Origin of the sequence: Ligilactobacillus hohenheimensis (assembly GCF_947381805.1) — a bacterium.
In the GTDB taxonomy this organism is placed as follows: Bacteria; Bacillota; Bacilli; order Lactobacillales; family Lactobacillaceae; genus Ligilactobacillus; species Ligilactobacillus hohenheimensis.
This window is the reverse complement of sequence record NZ_CANCXC010000001.1, coordinates 238,869-257,676: the sequence shown is the minus strand read 5'-3', so window position 1 is coordinate 257,676 and position 18,808 is coordinate 238,869. Positions and strand designations below refer to the sequence as shown.

At 47.1% G+C, this 18,808-nt stretch carries 18 protein-coding genes and 1 tRNA gene; 5 read left to right on the top strand and 14 right to left on the bottom strand.

From position 1 onward, the window contains the following. Window positions 1-24 precede the first annotated feature (24 nt). On the bottom strand, window positions 25-747 hold the full coding sequence (locus QOR60_RS01335) for a Crp/Fnr family transcriptional regulator (RefSeq protein WP_283581559.1): 723 nt from the start codon (window positions 745-747) through the stop codon (window positions 25-27). 221 nt (window positions 748-968) lie between these two features. Between QOR60_RS01335 and QOR60_RS01330 the strand changes: the two genes are divergently transcribed. Together QOR60_RS01330 and QOR60_RS01325 are read left to right on the top strand one after the other, a co-directional pair. Then, window positions 969-1,697 carry a deoxynucleoside kinase gene (locus tag QOR60_RS01330; protein ID WP_283581558.1) on the top strand — a complete coding sequence of 243 codons (729 nt, stop codon included), beginning with the start codon at window positions 969-971 and terminating at the stop codon, window positions 1,695-1,697. Window positions 1,698-1,714: 17 nt separating this feature from the next. Further along, window positions 1,715-2,593, top strand: a complete 879-nt coding sequence (locus QOR60_RS01325) for a sulfite exporter TauE/SafE family protein (protein ID WP_283581557.1) — start codon at window positions 1,715-1,717, stop codon at window positions 2,591-2,593. Window positions 2,594-2,728: 135 nt separating this feature from the next. On the opposite strand, the gene QOR60_RS01320 is transcribed toward QOR60_RS01325, so the two are convergent. From QOR60_RS01320 to QOR60_RS01295, 6 genes are all read right to left on the bottom strand, one after another. Next, entirely contained in the window at window positions 2,729-3,013 is a 285-nt protein-coding gene (locus QOR60_RS01320; RefSeq protein ID WP_283582000.1) for a hypothetical protein, read from the bottom strand. 44 nt (window positions 3,014-3,057) lie between these two features. Beyond that, window positions 3,058-3,131: transfer RNA gene (locus tag QOR60_RS01315), tRNA-Arg, on the bottom strand. Window positions 3,132-3,177: 46 nt separating this feature from the next. Further along, a complete protein-coding gene (locus QOR60_RS01310; protein ID WP_283581556.1) occupies window positions 3,178-3,645 on the bottom strand; it encodes a hypothetical protein in 468 nt (155 codons plus the stop codon). Window positions 3,646-3,656: 11 nt separating this feature from the next. After that, window positions 3,657-4,622: a hypothetical protein gene (locus tag QOR60_RS01305; RefSeq protein ID WP_283581555.1), complete on the bottom strand. Its 966-nt coding sequence runs from the start codon at window positions 4,620-4,622 to the stop codon at window positions 3,657-3,659. Between the two features lie 16 nt (window positions 4,623-4,638). Next, window positions 4,639-5,493 (bottom strand): exonuclease SbcC, encoded by an 855-nt coding sequence (locus QOR60_RS01300; protein ID WP_283581554.1) that lies wholly within the window; start codon window positions 5,491-5,493, stop codon window positions 4,639-4,641. A gap of 97 nt (window positions 5,494-5,590) precedes the next feature. Then, a complete protein-coding gene (locus QOR60_RS01295) occupies window positions 5,591-6,760 on the bottom strand; it encodes a hydroxymethylglutaryl-CoA synthase (protein WP_283581553.1) in 1,170 nt (389 codons plus the stop codon). Between the two features lie 127 nt (window positions 6,761-6,887). Here QOR60_RS01295 and QOR60_RS01290 point away from each other — a divergent pair, with 127 nt between their 5' ends. After that, entirely contained in the window at window positions 6,888-7,166 is a 279-nt protein-coding gene (locus tag QOR60_RS01290; protein ID WP_283581552.1) for an acylphosphatase, read from the top strand. 79 nt (window positions 7,167-7,245) lie between these two features. Further along, window positions 7,246-8,244: a membrane protein insertase YidC gene (gene yidC, locus QOR60_RS01285; RefSeq protein WP_283581551.1), complete on the top strand. Its 999-nt coding sequence runs from the start codon at window positions 7,246-7,248 to the stop codon at window positions 8,242-8,244. Between the two features lie 119 nt (window positions 8,245-8,363). On the opposite strand, the gene QOR60_RS01280 is transcribed toward yidC, so the two are convergent. The 7 genes from QOR60_RS01280 to QOR60_RS01250 form a co-directional block, all read right to left on the bottom strand. Next, window positions 8,364-9,830: a HAMP domain-containing sensor histidine kinase gene (locus QOR60_RS01280; RefSeq protein ID WP_283581550.1), complete on the bottom strand. Its 1,467-nt coding sequence runs from the start codon at window positions 9,828-9,830 to the stop codon at window positions 8,364-8,366. Window positions 9,831-9,832: 2 nt separating this feature from the next. After that, window positions 9,833-10,519 carry a response regulator transcription factor gene (locus QOR60_RS01275; RefSeq protein WP_283581549.1) on the bottom strand — a complete coding sequence of 229 codons (687 nt, stop codon included), beginning with the start codon at window positions 10,517-10,519 and terminating at the stop codon, window positions 9,833-9,835. Between the two features lie 176 nt (window positions 10,520-10,695). Beyond that, window positions 10,696-12,120 (bottom strand): NADP-dependent phosphogluconate dehydrogenase, encoded by a 1,425-nt coding sequence (gndA, locus tag QOR60_RS01270; protein WP_283581548.1) that lies wholly within the window; start codon window positions 12,118-12,120, stop codon window positions 10,696-10,698. 12 nt (window positions 12,121-12,132) lie between these two features. After that, a complete protein-coding gene (gene clpX / locus QOR60_RS01265) occupies window positions 12,133-13,404 on the bottom strand; it encodes an ATP-dependent Clp protease ATP-binding subunit ClpX (RefSeq protein ID WP_283581547.1) in 1,272 nt (423 codons plus the stop codon). A 165-nt stretch (window positions 13,405-13,569) separates the two neighbouring features. Continuing rightward, complete coding sequence (tig, locus tag QOR60_RS01260; RefSeq protein ID WP_283581546.1) at window positions 13,570-14,889, bottom strand: trigger factor; 1,320 nt, start codon at window positions 14,887-14,889, stop codon at window positions 13,570-13,572. Between the two features lie 152 nt (window positions 14,890-15,041). Next, window positions 15,042-16,229 (bottom strand): elongation factor Tu, encoded by a 1,188-nt coding sequence (gene tuf, locus QOR60_RS01255; RefSeq protein WP_283581545.1) that lies wholly within the window; start codon window positions 16,227-16,229, stop codon window positions 15,042-15,044. 184 nt (window positions 16,230-16,413) lie between these two features. Next, complete coding sequence (locus QOR60_RS01250) at window positions 16,414-17,307, bottom strand: hypothetical protein (RefSeq protein ID WP_283581544.1); 894 nt, start codon at window positions 17,305-17,307, stop codon at window positions 16,414-16,416. A 153-nt stretch (window positions 17,308-17,460) separates the two neighbouring features. Here QOR60_RS01250 and QOR60_RS01245 point away from each other — a divergent pair, with 153 nt between their 5' ends. Continuing rightward, window positions 17,461-18,723: an ISL3 family transposase gene (locus tag QOR60_RS01245; protein WP_283581543.1), complete on the top strand. Its 1,263-nt coding sequence runs from the start codon at window positions 17,461-17,463 to the stop codon at window positions 18,721-18,723. Window positions 18,724-18,808: the final 85 nt, after the last annotated feature.

Here is an 18,808-nt window from a genome sequence, read left to right as displayed (position 1 = left end):
ACATTATAACAATTTTCGGGGTAATTAGCGAAAAAGTTCATCATCATCCATTGCTAAAAAACGAGCGGTCAATACAATTCCATCGCTGGTTCGTTCAACTAAACGTAAGTCCTCTAAGAGCTTAATGTTCTTCGTCAATGTTGCCCGTGAAATACACGCTAACCGGGATAAAACCCCGCCCGTTACCGTCACTGGTAAAACACAGCTTCCATCGGAATTCTGGCCTAGGTGCTTTCCTAAATACTGCAACACTTTTCGAACCCGAAGCCGCACCACGGGGCTTTCCTCGTATTCTACCAGTTGCCGAAACATCCGAAATTGATGGTACAAGTCCCGCGCCAATTCGCGCTGAAAAGCAGAACTATTCTCAAGAAGAACCCTCACAATCTTCTGGGGAAAAACAATCACCTGAACGACCGGTGAATATACCTGAACCTCAACCGGATAATGGGAATGATTCGGTTGATAAACATCGTGTGGAAAGTAATGGTGGGCTGACAAAAGGGTGGTCAGCCGGTTGCCTGCAATGTCAGTCGTTGCCATCCCGACAATTCCCCGAGCAATATAGTATAGGTTATGGTGCTGGGGATGTTCATGACAAATAATTTCACGTCGTCCGTATTCAATAACCTGAACCTCAGGACTGTAAAAAAGAAACGACTGTTCGGTCGGGGTAAAGATTGCTACCCGTTTAAAATATTCGTCCAGGATTTCCCGGCGTTTTGTACTATTAATTATTTTCGCCACCTCCAGTGGGATTTAATACCATTACTGGCACTCGCTAAGAAACAGCTATGTTATGAGCATACAACAGTCCGTCCATTTCGCCCAATATTATTTTTGACGCAAATTGTGAATTTTTTGTGGAAATGATTCATAAGCACTAATTCTTTTCACCCCCGCATTGCAACTTTATTAACCGACCAGTAGAATTAATTAGGAATACTAGTTAATTTGGGAGGTACCTTATGATCACCCTTGCTGGCGTAATTGGGTCGGGGAAATCATCCCTCACCCGCATTCTCGCCGATGAATTACACACAACCCCGTTCTTTGAGCCCGTTGCGGACAACCCCGTCCTCCCCCTCTTTTATAAGGGAAATGAACAGGCCGCTAAGGCGCGGGCAAATGGCAATCCAAATGCATCGAACCCGTACACATACCTACTTCAAACCTTTTTTATCAATCGCCGATTTGCAATGATAAAAAAGGCAATCCAGGGGCGAAATAATATCCTTGACCGGTCGATTCTTGAAGACGAAATGTTCATGAAAATGAATACGGATATGGGAAACGCAACGCACCTTGAGTTCTCGGTGTACGAAGAACTCCTGCACAACATGTTGGCCGAGCTTGATGCTATGAAACCCACTAATACGCATGATCTACTAATTTATATCCGGGTTTCATACGATACCATGATTCACCGGATTGAAAAACGGGGGCGGGATTACGAGCAAATCAGTACGGATCCGTCCCTCGTTGAGTACTACCACACCCTCCTGCAATACTATGCAGACTGGGAAAAGAATTATAACCGGAGTGCAATGATGGTAATCGACGGTGACCAGTATGATTTTGTTGAACGCCCCGCAGACCGCAACCTGTTACTTGACCAAATTGAGCAGCAGCTGGTCGATCTCGGGACTCTGTCCTCACAAGAATCCGCTGACCTTCACCAGCACCGGCAAATTTAAGGGAGTAATTGATTATTATGGCACTTATCATTGGAACGTTTCTTGTCCTGGGATGTATCTATTTCTGGACGCTTTTTCTCGCTGATATCCGCCACCACTGGCACAGCGTCAACCAACCCGGCAAATGGATTACGGCGGGAATCGGTTTTATCGCCAATTTTTTAGATTCTCTCGGGATTGGTAGCTTTGCAGTCGCAACGCTGGGATTAAAGATGACGCGTTCTCTCAAAAATGACCGGCTTCTTCCTGGAACATTAAACGTTAGCTGTACGGCTGCCGTTTTATTGGAAGCGACCCTTTTCGCTAAAACCATCAAGGTCGATGGACTAACCTTAATTAGCATGGTGCTCGCCGCCGTGATTGGTGCGTCAATTGGTTCCCGGATAATCGCCCGCTTTAACGAACGGCACATCCGGATTATTATGGGAATTGCGCTGTTAGCAACTGCAGGCCTAATGACACTCCAAATTACTGGTGTGATGGCAACGCTTGGTCAAGGAAACACCGCTACCGGATTGACTGGGGGGCGTCTCTTACTGGGCATCGGCGGAAACTTTATTCTGGGAGCGTTAATGACTGCGGGAATTGGCTTATACGCTCCGTGCATGGCCCTGACCTACCTCCTTGGGCTGACACCGGCGTGCGCCTTTCCAATTATGATGACGTCCTGTGCCCTGCTTCAACCGGTCGCCAGCCGGGAGTTTATCAAGAACGAAGACTACGACCGAAAGGCCTCTTTCTGGATTGCTCTTGGCGCAATCCCCGGGGTAATCATCGCCGTTACCCTCTTCAAGAATTTAAATACCCGGCTGTTAACCTGGTTAGTTATTGGCATTTTAATCTACACTGCAGGGATGATGCTTTACCGGGGAATACGGCCCGCACCATCACACTAATAATTAGAAAAAAACTAGTTAATAAGCGGTTCATAAAACCTAGAATGATTTTATGAACCGCTTTTACTATCAGGTTTTCAATTAATAGTAACAGAGGCTTCACCTCCCGTGACAGCCTCCGTTTACCCTATTCAACTATTTATTGCGCACCAATTTGATAACCGTTCCGTAGCCGTGTAACATCATATACTTTGGCCCCACTGATACGCGCACAATCTGGGGTTCAAAGCGAACATTGATGACACCGTCACCTTCCTTGGTAACCGCCCGTTCAATTAACTTGGACTTAACTTCGGTATATAGCTCGTCGTACTGGTCCACCGCATCAATTTCTTCTGCAGTAAGCGTTCGTTTAACGGTTGCATTCACAATTCCCTTAATTGCGTACGCATTGTTAATTCCACCAGTTGTTAAAAACATCACAGTTCACCTCACAGATTGATAGCTCTAACTATACGGCTAAATGATTCGGGTGGGACTCGAACCCACGACAACCCGCTTAGAAGGCGGATGCTCTATCCAGCTGAGCTACCGAACCATAAAACTACCGGAACATTATACTTAATCATTCCCGGTAGTGTCAATTAACCAAACATCGTCACATACTTCATTTCAACCGTTACCGGATCTAGCCGCAAGCGGGAAAACCCAAACTTTAAGAAAACGTGCCACGCCCGTACAAACGGTTGATGACGGTGTTCAAAATAACTTTTATTAAGCTGCTGTTGCATAATCAGGTACACTGCGTTATCCGAATCATTTGTCCACTTTCCCTGAAAAGCCGCTAACTGTTGCTCGTCAATAAACAAAAATGACGTCCACTGCTTATCATTAGCAACTGCTAAAAAAGCCCGCAACGCTTTGCAATAGGCAGCCACCAGTTGATCCGCTAATTCTTCTTGCCGACGCACTAGCGGCATAAGGTCTGCTAACGCAACGTTTAGCGCAACCATTCCACTTGCCCACCGTTCATTTTCTGAGGGGTGCTTAACCGGCAGAATAGACTGGACTCCCTTTTGATATGCTAACCGCGCCATCCGTGCAATATCCACCTAAACCACTCCTAATCGCCGAAATAACGAGAATCCGCTGCAATTTCAAGGGTTTCAATGTTCTCCATGTACCAGTCCCGTAAAAACTCGTACTTAAAGAGCAGGTCGAACCACGAAACCTGCTGCTGATCATCCGTGACAATTAACCCCCACTGGACGGCCTCTCTATTAGGATCGACGGTAATCTGGACGCTCGTTCCCATTCCTAAATCCAAAACGGCATCGTTTGCCCCGCTGGTCGTTAGCATTCGGCCTGCATTTGAAGCTAAGATGAAGAGCTTATCAAGCGCCTGTTCCGGCCGTCCGACCTGACGGAAGGGGTGGAAATGGCCGTTTGCCGGGTCAAGAACGCTGAAGTCAACGTCGAAGTTAAAGTCCTGCTGAAGGTACTGGCCAATCGCTAACAGGTACTTTTCAAACCGGTGAATAACTTCGAAGTGATAACGCTTGGTATAGTCTAAAACCATCAGATTCGTTACGGCATGACTATTAATTCGCATCACTTTTTCTTGGAAGTTTAAGTAAAACAAGGCGTTCCCTGTCGTGCGTTCAGTGTAATACGCCCCCTGCTCAGCTTCATCAGCAAAGGTAAATGCAAAGTGCCCATCCGCCGTAATTTCAGGGAATTCATGGTAAAGCTCATCAGCATCCTCGTCAGCCCGAAGCGTAACGGTCTCATTCTGGTGCTGTTGCAGTAACCGATTAAGAAAAATTAGGTAGTAGTCAGCCTTGCTAAACTGCTGAGGATAGACAAGGTAGGCTGAATTCAGCTGAAATGCTGTCAACTTATCAGCAGCCGCAAGTAATTCATGCGGATCCGTGGTTGTAATTAACTGATCCAACTGCCGGGTAAAATCTAATCCCTTATTCAGTTCCCGCTTGAGCTGCTCATTATAATTCATCAGCCGCCCAGTTGTACTGAGTTCATCGCCCTGTTCGCGCGGATTAATTACCCGTTTTTCCTGTTCGTCACTCATTTTGATCACCTACACCCTAGTCCTGAGCCGCAATTAACTGAGCAATGTAGTCCCGGTACAGCGAATTATTCCGCTGTTCAAAACTCTTGAAGCTCCCAAACTGATCAACAATACTCTGCTTTTCGTAGCCGATTAGTGTATCCTCTTTTGATAACGCCAACACTTTCTCATTATTCTGCTTAATCTTGTCATAAGCATTATCAGCTTCTTCATCCAATGCGGTTAGGTGCGATAACTCCGCATTCAGTTGCTGTTTTTCATCGCGTTGCTTAGCTCCGCCAAAAAACATGCCCTTCTCCTGCGAAAGCTGCCGAATCTGTGTCCGAATTTCAGCCTTCCGCTGATCACGCTTATCTTGCTCGTCAATCAGCTGTTGTAAGCGGTCGTTTTCCTGGGAAAGATCATCAATTTGGTCGCTATTATAGCGTTTATGCTCCGCCTCAAGGGCAAAAGCCGTGGCTACCTTTTCATATTCTTCATCATTGAAAACCAACTTAACGTTAAGCACGTCAAGCGTTCCAAATAAACGCCGCCCCCACCAGTTACCAAAGTAGAACTGGTACTGTCCTTCCTGGGTCTCTTCAAAATAGAAGAACGGGTAAACCTTGTGTAAATATTCAACCAGTCTGGTACTTAGGAAAGAGCTTAATTCGGGAAATACGTCGCTGATTAACGTCGTATTATCCGGTTGCCCCTCGTCATCCTTCTTCTGGATTTCGTGGTCATACCGTTGCTGGTCAATCAGCGCATACACCTGCCGGTCGTCATGCGCTTCAATTGCCTGTTGGAGTTGCTGTAAAAAGTCAATTTTGCTTGTTACTTTATTTACTAACGGTTGCGTTTCCGTTGAGTTGATGTCCGCATTACTCATCGAACTTCTCCTTTAAACCTTTGATTTCTCAAAGTTACTACAATCTTTATTTTACAAGATCTAACGCCGTTATCAAACCCGTCATTTCTCAAAAACCTTAATTTTCCCGGTGTTCATATTGTCGAATGTGATTATGAACACCAGTAAAGACAAAGTCAGCCGGATCATCATCCGCATTAAGGACACACTCTGCCGGGCCATGAACGGCAGCATCATATAATTTTTCATATTCCGGAACACTAACCTGTTTCCGACTAGCAAGCGCCTGCCCCGTTGGTTTAGTTGTAAACTGGGCAGCAAATCCCGGCTGAAGAATTCCAGAATAAAATTCACCTTCTGCCCCAGAGCCATAGCTGTACAACCCGATGCGGTCGCCCGCCCGCAGCGTTGTACTATTTTCCAATAATGAAATTAAGCTTAAGTATAATGAACCAGTATACAGATTACCAACCTGGCTTCCGTACTCCCGGGCGGCTTCAAATTGTTGGGCTAGCCGGGCGCCAACCTTTGGATCAGCATCGGCAATTAGCTGACGTAATCCCTTTAATCCCAGTTTGGTAAACGGAAGGTGGAATAGTAACGCGGCAAAATCGTCCAGGGTCCGGCCATTCATTTTCTGATAGTGCGCAAACGTGTCGGCCAAGAAGTCTAAATAAACTTCGGTCGAATATTTGCCGTCTACAAACGCAGCGTCACACCCAAACGGCCGCCAAAAGTCCATAATATCCTTTGTAACCACGGCAGCATCATCCTCAAGGGCTAAAATCCGAGGATTTACCCGGACAGTCATTGCGACTGCACCGCCCCCTTGAGTTGGTTCTCCTGGAGTATCCAAACCGTACCGGGCAATGTCTGCAGCAATGACTAACACAACCTGCTCTGGATGAAGGGCGATCTGCCCCTTTGCTAACTGTAATCCAGCTGTTCCCGTATAACATGCCTGCTTTAATTCAGCAACGCGGACATGCGGATCAAGGTCAAGAAGGCGAATTAATGGTGCCGCCGCTGACTTCGAATTATCGACTGCTGATTCCGTTGCAAACATGATCATTCCTAAATGATCCCGCTCTTCGGGGCCTAACACCTTTTTAGCTGCACTGGCTGCTAACGTTACAATATCCTGTGTTGGGGGAATAACAGCCATTTTCTTTTGCCCAATCCCGATTAAATACTTATTAGGATCCTCGTGCCGTGCGTGAGCTAACTCCGCCATATCAACGAACTGATTACTCGTCGCAAACGCAATTCGATCAATACCAATCTTCATCTCTGAACCCTCCCGAAACTCATGCTGTCAATAATCATAGCACAAATTAATCCCTAACCTATAAATAACCCCTACTGTAAACTACGGTATAATGAGGGTAATCTGACAACGAAAGGACAAATTTATTATGGAAGAAGCTGTTCATCTTAACGTCAGTGGTCTTGTTCAAGGAGTCGGGTTCCGGTACAGTACTAAGGCCCTTGCCGATGAACTTGGAATTACAGGGACCGTTTGCAACCTTCCAGACGGAACGGTTGACATCATTGCACAGGGTGACGCGCAAACCGTCCACCAGTTCATTGAAAAAGTGCGGGCATGCCCGACTCCCGCAGGACACGTTACGCACCTAACAAGCAAAAAAATTGCCCCTGCTTCCTATAATGATTTCCGGGTAACGTACTATTAGCCTGGTTGAAAACCACGCCTTATTCGGAGTACAGTATTAAGCGGTATTAATTAACCCACGAAAGGATAATTTTAATCGTATGAAACACAAAAAAAAGTTGCTAACCGTAGCGACAATCAGTAGTATTGCGCTTCTTCTAGGTGGCTGTGTTCGCCGGGACGCACACGGGCACCCGGTGGGCTGGACGTATACCCACCTTGCAGTTCCAACCCAACACCTTCTGAATTGGTTGGCCCACCTCCTAGGAGGAAGCTACGGGTGGTCCATTATTTTAATCACGTTTGCCGTTCGGCTTATTTTGATGCCAATTATGGTGCAACAGTCGAAAAAAGCAACCGTGCAGCAGGTTAAAATGCAGGCAATTCAGCCATACATGCAGCAAATTCAGGAAAAGATGCAGCACGTTTCATCCCAGGATGAACAGATGGCTCTTAGTCAGCAATTAATGCAACTATACAAGCGGAATGATATTTCGATGACGGGTGGGATGGGCTGCCTGCCACTGTTAATTCAGTTGCCGATTTTCGCCGCCCTATACGCCGCCATCCAGTACTCGCCCGAGTTATCCCGGTCAACCTTTATGGGGGTCAACCTGGGACACCGGTGCTTCTGGCTTGTGATGCTGTCGTTTCTGATTTACGCCCTTCAAGGATGGCTCGCAACGATCGGCGTCCCAAAGGAACAAAAGAAAATGATGAGCGCCATGATGCTTTACTCCCCAATAATGATTGGTTTCATGACCTACATTTCACCGGCGGGATTAGGCCTGTACTTCTTTGTGGGAGGAATTTTCGCCTGCCTGCAAACACTAATCATCGTTTTAATGCGGCCTCGGATTGAAAAACGACTCGCAGCCGAGTTCGAAGTGGTTCCTCCAGAACCAATCACCCTGCCTAAGGAAGAACCGGCTGAACACGAACAACAGCCGACTGGTCCAAGTAACCGGGAACGGAATGCGGGAAAACAACACCGGCAACCATCAAGGGAAAATGAACCCCGGAAGAATGCCACGGCAAACCAACCACACCAGCTGTCAAACCGCGAACGTAATGCCGGCAAACAACACCGAAAAGAATAGTTTAACAAGACGCAAAATAACCGTGGTGGAAGTGATTAACTTCCATCACGGTTATTTAGTTAGGGGCAGATTACTCGATGGAGATAAGAACTAAACTGGTTTCTCATCTTCACCATTAGTTACCCGTTATTCGGTTTAGCAAGTGGAAGGGTAATCCTGAAAAGAGAACCATGGCCTGGAGCACTTTCAACGGTAATTTCGCCGTGATACCCTTCAACAAGCCGCTGAGCAATTGCCAAGCCCAGACCGTTACCGCCCTTATCGCGACTCCGCGCCTTATCCACCCGGTAAAACCGGTTAAATATCTTTTTAATGTTTTCGGGAGCAATTCCTTCCCCAAAATCCTGAACAACAACCTGCACACTTCGTTCGTCTCGGTCCATGGAAACATGAACCTCCTTGCGCTTTTGGGAGTACTTCACGGCGTTATCCAGTAAGATGATTAAAATCTGTTCAAAATGATTCCGGTAAATGTTAACCATCGTTGGCCCGGTTAGCTCGTTGTCCAGCACGAAATCAAAGTCCGGGTGAATCATTTGAATGTTATTAAACGTTTGAATTCCAACTTCCCGGACATCCGTTAGCTCATCCCCAAAGTGAACCTCAATCTGTTCAGCCCGGGTTAGATCAAGCATCTCCTGGACGAGGCTCTTCATCCGGTTGATTTCCTGTAACGACGCGCTAATTGACTCCGTGAGAATCTCAGGGTCGTCTTTTCCCCACCTGTTTAACATGTCCAAGTGGCCTTGAATAATGGCTACCGGTGTTCGGAGCTCATGGGAAACATCCTCAACGAACTGTTGCTGCTGTTCAACGTACCGGTTCATCCTGTTCAGCATATCATTAAACAGCACGGCAAGCTCCGTGAGTTCATCATTTGCTGGCATTACCGGAACGCGAACGTTGGCCAAAGCCTGGCCCTCATCATCAGCGTTAATCTTACCAATTGTCGTATTAATCGCATCGATGGGGCGAATAAACCACGCCGCTAGTCCGTAAGCCAATAAGGCACTCGCAAACGCAGCGGTCACCCCTAAGATTAAAAACGTAATTGCTAGCCGAATGCGCGTTTGATCATACGCCTGTAACTGCCGTTCAACCTGCACGTATCCCCGCAACCGACCGTCCTTTCCCCGAATGGACCGTTTTAACGTCAATACAGTATGGTGTCGAATCATGCTAACCCGTTCTTCGGGAGCCTGCTTGTAAAACGATACTGCCGGTTTATGCGTTGTAAACAATTGCCGCCCCGTTGGCGCGTACACCGTCGCACAAAGATTCCGCTGGGCAAGGGTTGAGTACACATCATGACGATAATTACCCGTTTGGTGTTGGCGCCCAAGAGCCGTCCGCACAGCTGCTGGGGTCATTTCAGTGGTTGTGTCTAGCCGACTGGTGACCGTCTGCATTACGGCCTGCGTTTCTTGGCGCTGTTCCCGCAGCAGTAAACTTGAGAAGCTTTGGAAGAGGAGCAGGGCAAAGACGGCAAAAATCACCAGTACGCCGAGCCCGGTTCCGACCGCCCACTTCGCCTTGATTGATATAAAGCGCCGTTGCGGGGTTTGCTGATTTTCAACGTGTGCCATCATTACGACCGCATTACGTATCCGGTTCCCCGAACAGTCTGAATATAGCTATCCTCTCCCGGGCGGTCAATCTTATTGCGGAGATACCGAATATAAACATCGACAACGTTCGTTTCAATCTGACTTTCGTAGCCCCATACCTTCCGTAGGAGTACATCCCGTGCCAGAACAACGTTGACGTTTTCCATCAAAACGAGCAGCAGTTCGTATTCCCGCTTAGTTAATTCGATGACCTCATCCCCGCGACGCACAATCCGGTTCTCCTTTTCAATCGTGAGGTCCTTAAACTTAACTAACGTCTGCTGGTTTTCGTTTTGAGCACTTTCCAGCTTGACCCGCCGAAGAACCGCCCGCAACCGTGCTAACAGCTCTTCAATCGCAAACGGCTTGACAATGTAGTCATCCGCACCATGGTCCAACCCTGAAACGCGGTCAATGACTGAATCCCGGGCCGTCATCATAATAATCGGGGTCGTCTTTACCTGGCGAATCCGCCGGCAGACTTCCAATCCGTTTAATTCTGGGAGCATTAAGTCAAGTAAAATAGCGTCCCAGTCCTCATTTAGGGCCATCTCCAGTCCTTCCCGCCCGTTCTTACATGCGGCCGTTTCATAACCTTCATGTTGTAGTTCCAGTTCAACAAACCGGGCAAGGTTTTTTTCATCCTCAATAATTAAAATCCGGCTCATTCTATCACTCCTATTAGGTTCTAATGAACCCGTATTATCCATTGTCATCGCCTATTTTACCATTGTTATTAGTAAATTCATAACATCATTAATAAGCAAATCCCCCGCCCGCTATCTCCTATAAGACAGATGAGATAACAAAGCGGAGGATCCTGTATTAGTCTAAGAAAATACCATTACTCTTCGTGGTACCACTTATAATGGAACGTCCCTTCCCGATCGTTCCGCTCGTACGTGTGTGCCCCGAAGTAGTCCCGTTGCGCCTGAATCATGTTGGCTGGGAGAACTGCTGACCGGTACTGGTCATAGTACGTAATTGCAGCTGTGTATCCCGGACACGGCACTCCCGCTTGAACAGCCAGTGTCGCAATCTTCCGGGCCGCCTGCTGGTAATCAGCAGCGATCTTCGTAAAGTACGGATCAAGCAACAGGTTTTTCAACTGAGCATCGCGGGCAAACGCATCGGTAATCTTCTGGAGGAACTGAGCCCGAATAATGCAACCGTTCCGCCAAATCTTCGCTAAATTACCGTAATTAATATTCCAGTCATAGTGCTCCGAAGCAACCCGAATTTGTTCAAAGCCCTGCGCGTAACTCATAATCTTGCTGAAGTAGAGCGCCTGCCGCAACTGATCAATGACCTGCTTCTTATCTAGGCCACTCACATCAAACTTGGCTGGAGCCGCAAGCTGCTTACTTGCCGTTACCCGTTCGTCCTTCATTGCAGAAATGTACCGGGCGTAAACTGATTCAGTGATTAAGGACTGCGGTACCCCTAATTCCAGCGCACTCTGGGAACTCCACTTGCCGGTTCCCTTGTTTCCTGCTCGGTCTAGGATAACGTCAATCACCGGCTTGCCAGTATCTAAGTCATCCGGACAAGTCAAAATCTTTGCCGTAATATCAATCAGGTAACTATTAAGCTCTGAGTCCCGCCAGTCATTAAAGACGTCAGCAATTTCCGCAACACTCATCCCTAACAGGTTCCGCATGATATTGTAGCTTTCAGCGATTAATTCCATATCGCCGTACTCAATTCCGTTGTGCACCATCTTAACATAGTGCCCTGCCCCGTTAGGTCCAATATACGTAACACATGGTTCCCCATCATCCGCCTTAGCAGCAATCTGCTTAAGAATTGGCGCAACCAAGTCGTAGGCTTCCCGCTGCCCACCAGGCATCAGGGAAGGGCCATGAAGGGCGCCCTTTTGGCCACCAGAAGTTCCCATTCCGATAAAATTGATGCCAGAATTGTCCAGTTCCTTGTTCCGCCGGATCGTATCCTTAAAGAAGGTGTTCCCCCCATCAATTAAAATGTCCCCCTTATCCAGGTAAGGTAACAGGTTATGAATGGTGGAATCCGTTGGCGCACCCGCCTTAACCATCATCAAAATCTTGCGTGGCCGTTCGAGTGAGTTAACAAAATCCTCGATTGAGTAACTTGGAACAAACCGTTTATCCGGATGATCCGCCATTGCCTTCTTTGTGTAATTTGAGTCCCAATCATATACGGCAACGGTGTACCCCTTATCTTCAATGTTAAGCGCGAGGTTCTTCCCCATCACTGCCATTCCTACAACACCAATTTGTGGTTTATCCATTAAAACGGCCTCCTAGTCCTTCGTTGTGGTTTTACTTGTTGTTTTTTCTTTCTTCCGCTTAATTGCGGGGCCTTTTTTACCAAGCACAGTGTCCCGCGTAATTGTAACCTGCGTAATGTCATCATGGCTTGGAATATCGTACATCACGTCCCGCATCGTCGCTTCAATGATTGCCCGCAATCCCCGGGCACCGGTATTCCGCTCAATTGCCTGGTGGGCCATCTCCTGCAATGCGTCATCATCAAACTTCAACTTAACCCCGTCAAGTTCAAGCAACCGTTGGTACTGCTTGACTAGCGCATTCTTTGGCTCCTTAAGGATCCGCACTAAGTCATCCTGCGTTAACTTTTCAAGGGCCGTTAAAATTGGCAACCGCCCAATAAATTCAGGAATCAACCCAAATTTCAGGAGATCCTCCGGAATCACCTGCTGCATGATACTCTTGGAATCATCCAGCTGATTCTTAGAGTCCGTTCCAAACCCAATTGTCTTATCTCCTAGCCGGTTTTTGACAATTGTTTCAATGCCATCAAACGCCCCCCCAACAATAAAGAGGATGTTGGTTGTATCTACCTGGATAAATTCCTGCTGCGGGTGTTTCCGGCCTCCCTGCGGCGGAACGTTAGCGATGGTTCCTTCCAGAATTTTTAACAGGGCCTGTTGGACCCCTTCACCCGATACATCCCGCGTAATCGAAACGTTCTCGCTCTTCTTCGCAATCTTATCAATTTCGTCAATGTAGATAATGCCGTGTTGGGCGCGCTCAACGTCGTAATCGGCGTTCTGGAGAAGCTTCAGTAGAATATTTTCAACGTCTTCCCCAACATACCCCGCCTCAGTTAGCGTCGTTGCATCAGCAATTGCAAACGGAACGTTTAACATTCGCGCTAAGTTTTGAGCCATAAAGGTTTTTCCTGAACCCGTTGGTCCTACTAAACAAATATTACTTTTTTGGAGTTCAGTGTCATTATCATCAGCATCCAGAGCCGCATTAATCCGCTTATAGTGATTATAAACAGCAACTGCAAGGGTCTTTTTCGTTTCAGTTTGACCAATGACGTACTGATCAAGGAAAGCAACGATCTCCCGGGGCGTTGGAATCCGCCCTAACTCTTCCTTCGTCTGGGCCTTTCGCTCATCCGTAATAATTGCCTGTGCAAGCGCAACGCATTCATTACAAATGAAAACCCCCGGGCCAGAGATCATGCTTTCAACCTGATCTTCGGTCTTACCACAGAAAGAACAGGTCGCAACTGTCTTTGTATTCTCCTTATCTTCTTGCATCAACAAACCTCTCCCCTGGTTAAACTTCCCTTTTATTCTAGCAAAAAAGGCCTTCAGGTGCTATCCGAACAACCCATCATTCACTGGATTTCTTCGTTCATACACAAAACCCCGTAAAGGCTTAATTCCTCTACGGGGTCAATCGTCAAAGTTCCTCGTAAAGAGTTACTTTGACTTCTTGTCGTCCTTTGATTCCTTCTTGGTCTGCTTAGCAGAGTCCGTGATTTCATCAACAACCTTCCGGATGGCAATATCATGCTTTAACATGTCATCTGAAAGCGCAGAACGAACGGCCTTAACATCCATGTCGTACTGATCTGCAAGGTTCTTCAACTCATCATTGATTTCGTCTTCTGACGGGTCAATCTTTTCTTCAGCAACGATTGCTTCCAGAACAAGGTTGGTCTTAACCCGCTTTTCGGCACCTTCCCGCAGGTTCTTGCGCATTTCTTCTTCGGAAGTGCCCGTCAGCTTGAAGTACATGTCCGGAGTAACACCCTGCTGCTGCATTCCAGCGAAGTACTGGTCCATTTGCCGCTGAACGTCATCCTCAATCATCTGTTCTGGGATGTCACCAATTTTGGCGTTTGCAACTGCTTCATCAATTGCCTCGTCCTGGATAGCTTCCCGTGCAGCCTGAACCTTCTGCTCCTTGAGCTCGTCCTTGATCTTTGCCTTTAATTCTTCAAGAGAATCAACGTCTTCATCAACGTCCTTGGCAAACTCATCGTCAAGTTCTGGTAATTCCTTCTCCTTAACTTCGTGGATTTCCGTTTCAAAGACGGCGTCCTTGCCTTGGAGATCCTTAGCCTGGTAATCGTCCGGGAACGTTACCTTAACTTCAACCTTGTCGCCGGCCTTGTGACCAATTAACTGGTCTTCAAAGCCAGGGATAAAGGTGTTTGAACCTAATTCAAGGGAGTAGTTGTCTGCCTTGCCGCCTTCAAACGATTCGCCGTCAACCTTACCGTCAAAATCAATCACAACGGTGTCACCCTTTTCAGCAGGCTGGTCTTCCTTTAAAACGAGCTCCGCCTGCTGTTGACGCCGCCGCTCTAATTCGGCTTCAACATCTGCTTTAAGAACACGGGTTGGGTGCGGGGTAACTTCCAGGTTCTTGTACTGGCCAAGTTCAACCTCTGGTTCAACGGTCACCTTAGCGCTCAGAACCCACGCTGCGTCCTTTTCCATTGATTCAATGTTTACTTCTGGCTGAGCAACCGGCTTAATTCCGGCTTCCTGAACAGCATCAGCATATGCATTTGGAAGTAAAGCATTGAGCGCATCCTGGTAAAGTGCTTCTTCACCGTACATCCGGTTAAAGATCTGCCGTGGTACCCGGCCCTTCCGGAAACCTGGCACATTCAGATTCTTCTTTACGCGGTTGAACGCGATGTCCAACCCTTCCTTTATTTTTTCCGGTGCAATTTCGAAAGTTAACTTCCCGTTATTTGTACCGTCTTCTTTTTCCCATTTAACAGACATTGTCCTACCTCCGAGCAATTAATTCGCAAATAATAAGCTACTTGCATACTTAATCAGTTTACCGTACCCACGAAAAAAAGTAAATGATTCCTACAATAAAAAAGAGGTCGTAACCGTAGTCACAACCCCTTTTCATAGCCGTTAAGCCAATATTATTCAACGATTTCTGAAACCACACCGGCACCAACAGTCCGGCCACCTTCACGAACCGTGAACTTCGTTCCTTTTTCAAGAGCAACAGGCTTGATCAGTTCAACACTGAACGTAACGTTATCCCCAGGCATAACCATTTCTACCCCTTCTGGCAGTTCGATAACACCCGTAACGTCCGTCGTGTGGAAGTAGAACTGAGGACGGTAGTTTGAGAAGAACGGCGTGTGCCGACCTCCTTCTTCCTTCGTCAGCACGTAAACTTCACCCTTGAACTTGGTGTGCGTCTGGATTGAACCAGGAGCTGCAAGCACCTGTCCACGTTCAACCTGGTCGTGGTCAATCCCACGAAGAAGGGCACCAATGTTGTCTCCGGCTTCCCCAACATCAAGGGTCTTCCGGAACATTTCAACACCCGTAATCGTCGTCTTAAGAACCTTGTCCGTTAAACCGATGATTTCAACCTCGTCACCGACCTTAACGGTCCCACGGTCGATACGGCCTGAAGCAACCGTCCCACGACCAGTAATCGTGAAGACATCTTCAACAGGCATTAAGAATGGCTTGTCCGTTGGACGTTCCGGTGTTGGAATGTACTCGTCAATGGTATCCATTAACTTCATGATCGTTTCCTGTTCCTTCTCGTCACCCTCAAGGGCCTTCAGAGCTGAACCACGGATAACCGGAATGTCGTCACCAGGGAAGTCATATTCGCTAAGAAGGTCACGAACTTCCATTTCAACTAAGTCTAACAGTTCGTCGTCGTCGACTAAGTCAGTCTTGTTGAGGTAAACAACGATGTATTCAACACCAACCTGACGAGCAAGCAGGATGTGTTCACGCGTCTGCGGCATTGGACCATCAGTAGCAGCAACAACCAGGATGGCGCCATCCATCTGAGCGGCACCAGTGATCATGTTCTTAACGTAGTCAGCGTGCCCTGGGGCATCGATGTGGGCGTAGTGCCGCTTTTCCGTCTCGTATTCAACGTGGGCGGTGTTGATCGTGATACCACGTTCCTTTTCTTCAGGAGCTGCATCGATGTCAGCGTAGTCTTCAGCCTGAGCCAGACCCTTTTCTGACAGCACCTTCGTGATCGCAGCCGTCAAAGTCGTCTTCCCATGGTCAACGTGGCCAATCGTACCGATGTTTACATGGGGTTTTGTTCTTTCGTAATGTTCTTTAGCCATTATACGAACCTCCTGTAATTTTACAAGAATTACCCGCGCAAAAGCCGATAATTACTTTAGTATTTATTATACTACTTCCTACTTAGAATGCAACGAAAACTCCGCTCCACTCCTCCGCAAGAAGAATTCCGTAGTTGATTATATAGAGGCATCCTTTATTTGTAAATACTTCCTCACGAATTTTCTATACCCGCCACTGTTGAATGGTTTTTTCCAAGAGGTGGGCCTTCTCCTGTTCTAACGCTGAAAGTTTGTCCTGCTGATTCAGGAGAATTAATTGCCACCGTTCTACGTCGTCAATTACATCATCCTGAAAGGGATATAAAACCATTAGCTTCAACCGCACCTCGGCATACCGTTGTAACCGAAGAGCGAGTGGTTCTTCACTCCTACACTCAACGATTTCTTTCCGATAATGGCGGACAACTGATATATCGTCAAGTGCTTTAAGCTCCCCAGGAACAACTTCCTGAGGGGGACCCATTAACGGTTGCATCATCACTGGATGAGAAACAGCTAACCGCCGTAAATCATCCATTAAGGTTGCCCGCACAAGCGGATGAACCGCCGGATCAATTAACGGAAGCCGGCTAGCCTCCACGAACTGTTGGGGAACAAGCGCGGCGGACGCCTTGACCCGTTGCCGTTGGGTTAGCACCCCTTCTCCACCACAGTGAGCTAATTGATTCATCACCTGGGTTGCCGTCGCAGATTGATCCTTCCAATACTGCGCCGTCGTCTGCTTGATTACACCGCGAAACCGTTCTTTTTCGGTGACAGACAAATATCGGCTAATTCCCGTAAGTAGCATTGCAATTTCAAGCACCGCCCCTGCCCGGCAACCACACTCAATGTACTGGACGAAGTAATCGTCATTTTCCAAGTATTCCTGCGGATAATCCTTAGCAGTTGCATAGGCTGCCACATAATCGTCTGCTTTAGCGAGTGCCTGTGTCAGAAGATAATTCACCCGAAAAGTAGCATTTTTTTGATAACAAGCCGTTAACAGTTCTACCGCCTTTCGGTACCGCCCTTCGGTTAGCGCTTGAATTCCCGCCTTCATGTCATCCACTGGCATTAGTAATCCCCCCATAAAAAAAGGCTCTACACTAAATCCTGTTGATATGGTTAAATGTTAAACTATATCAACAGGATTTTTGAGTATTATGACCAATAAAAAAGAGCCATAGTACCCAAAATCCACCAATACCCAAACAAAGGACTTGATACTATGAACTCCATTAACGATTATATCCACTTTGCGCTCGATATTGAAGACAATAATATTGTTTTTACTGGTTATAAAACAGAACTACGACATAGCCGACGAGTGAAAGTCTATTATGGCACCCTTAAAGCGACAGCTAAACGTTGTTCATCATGTGGCTTTTCAACGCTCGTTCACAACGGAAGTGCTCGCGTGTCAATACCATACCTGACGGTGGACGCTTCGCGGCCAGTTTATCTTGATTTACGCAAAGAACGATTACGTTGCCAACAATGTCACGCCACGATGATGGCCACGACACCGCTTGTTGATCGTCATTGTCATATCAGTAATGTCGTTAAACAGAAGGTGCGGATTAAGTTAACCCGTCAATTGGCAATGACAGAGATTGCGGCAGATACAGGGGTCTCCCCCAGTACAGTGGCCCGTGAATTAGCGACCGTCACTGCCTTTCCGCAAGTCAAACAAGCCGGTTTACCAGTAAACTTAGCCTTCGATGAGTTTCGCGGCGTTGGCCACCAGCTACATTTTATCTGTTTAGATAACGATACCCATCGGATTTATCAAATTCTGGGTCAACGCGACCAACGGTCACTCTTGAATTACTTTAACGGCTTCTCAGCGGCTGAACGCGCTCGGGTTCAAACGATTACGCTCGACCTCAACTACCATTATCAAACGATTATTAAGCGTCTTTTTCCACATGCGATGATTGTTCTGGATCGTTTTCATCTCTGCCAAATGGTTAACCGGGCTTTTAATCAACTACGTGCGCAGATTACTAAAGACTTTGACCCGCATTCGCAGGCCTACAAGTACCTCAAGTTTGGCTGGAAACAGTATTTGATTGCCAGTGATCAGTTAAGTACGCACAATTACTATGATGTCCATCTTCAACAATGGATGTCGCCCGTAGAACACGTTAATAATGGCCTTCAACTTAACGAACAGCTAAGTAATACTTACGATGTTATGCAGGAGATTAACCATGCTTTACGGCAGCGTGACCACCAGCGCCTCGCGGCGTGCTTAAACCAAACGCACCACGTCGGCCCCCAAATGCAGGGTGTTTTACGAAGTCTAAAACATAATTACCAGTATGTCATTAATGGCGCATGTTCGCCGTACTCAAATGGTGCTTTGGAGGGCACGATTCGGAAAATTAAACAGCTCCAACGGGTGGCATACGGTTTCCGCAATTACGATCAGCTTATCCGCCGAATTATGTTGCTTGAGAATGCGAAGATACCAAAAAACGTCGCCTAAAAATAGGCGACGTAATCTCTTCATCAACAGGATTTGACAAAGAGCCTAAAAAAACAGGATAGCCGTTGTCATTTTTCACATCATG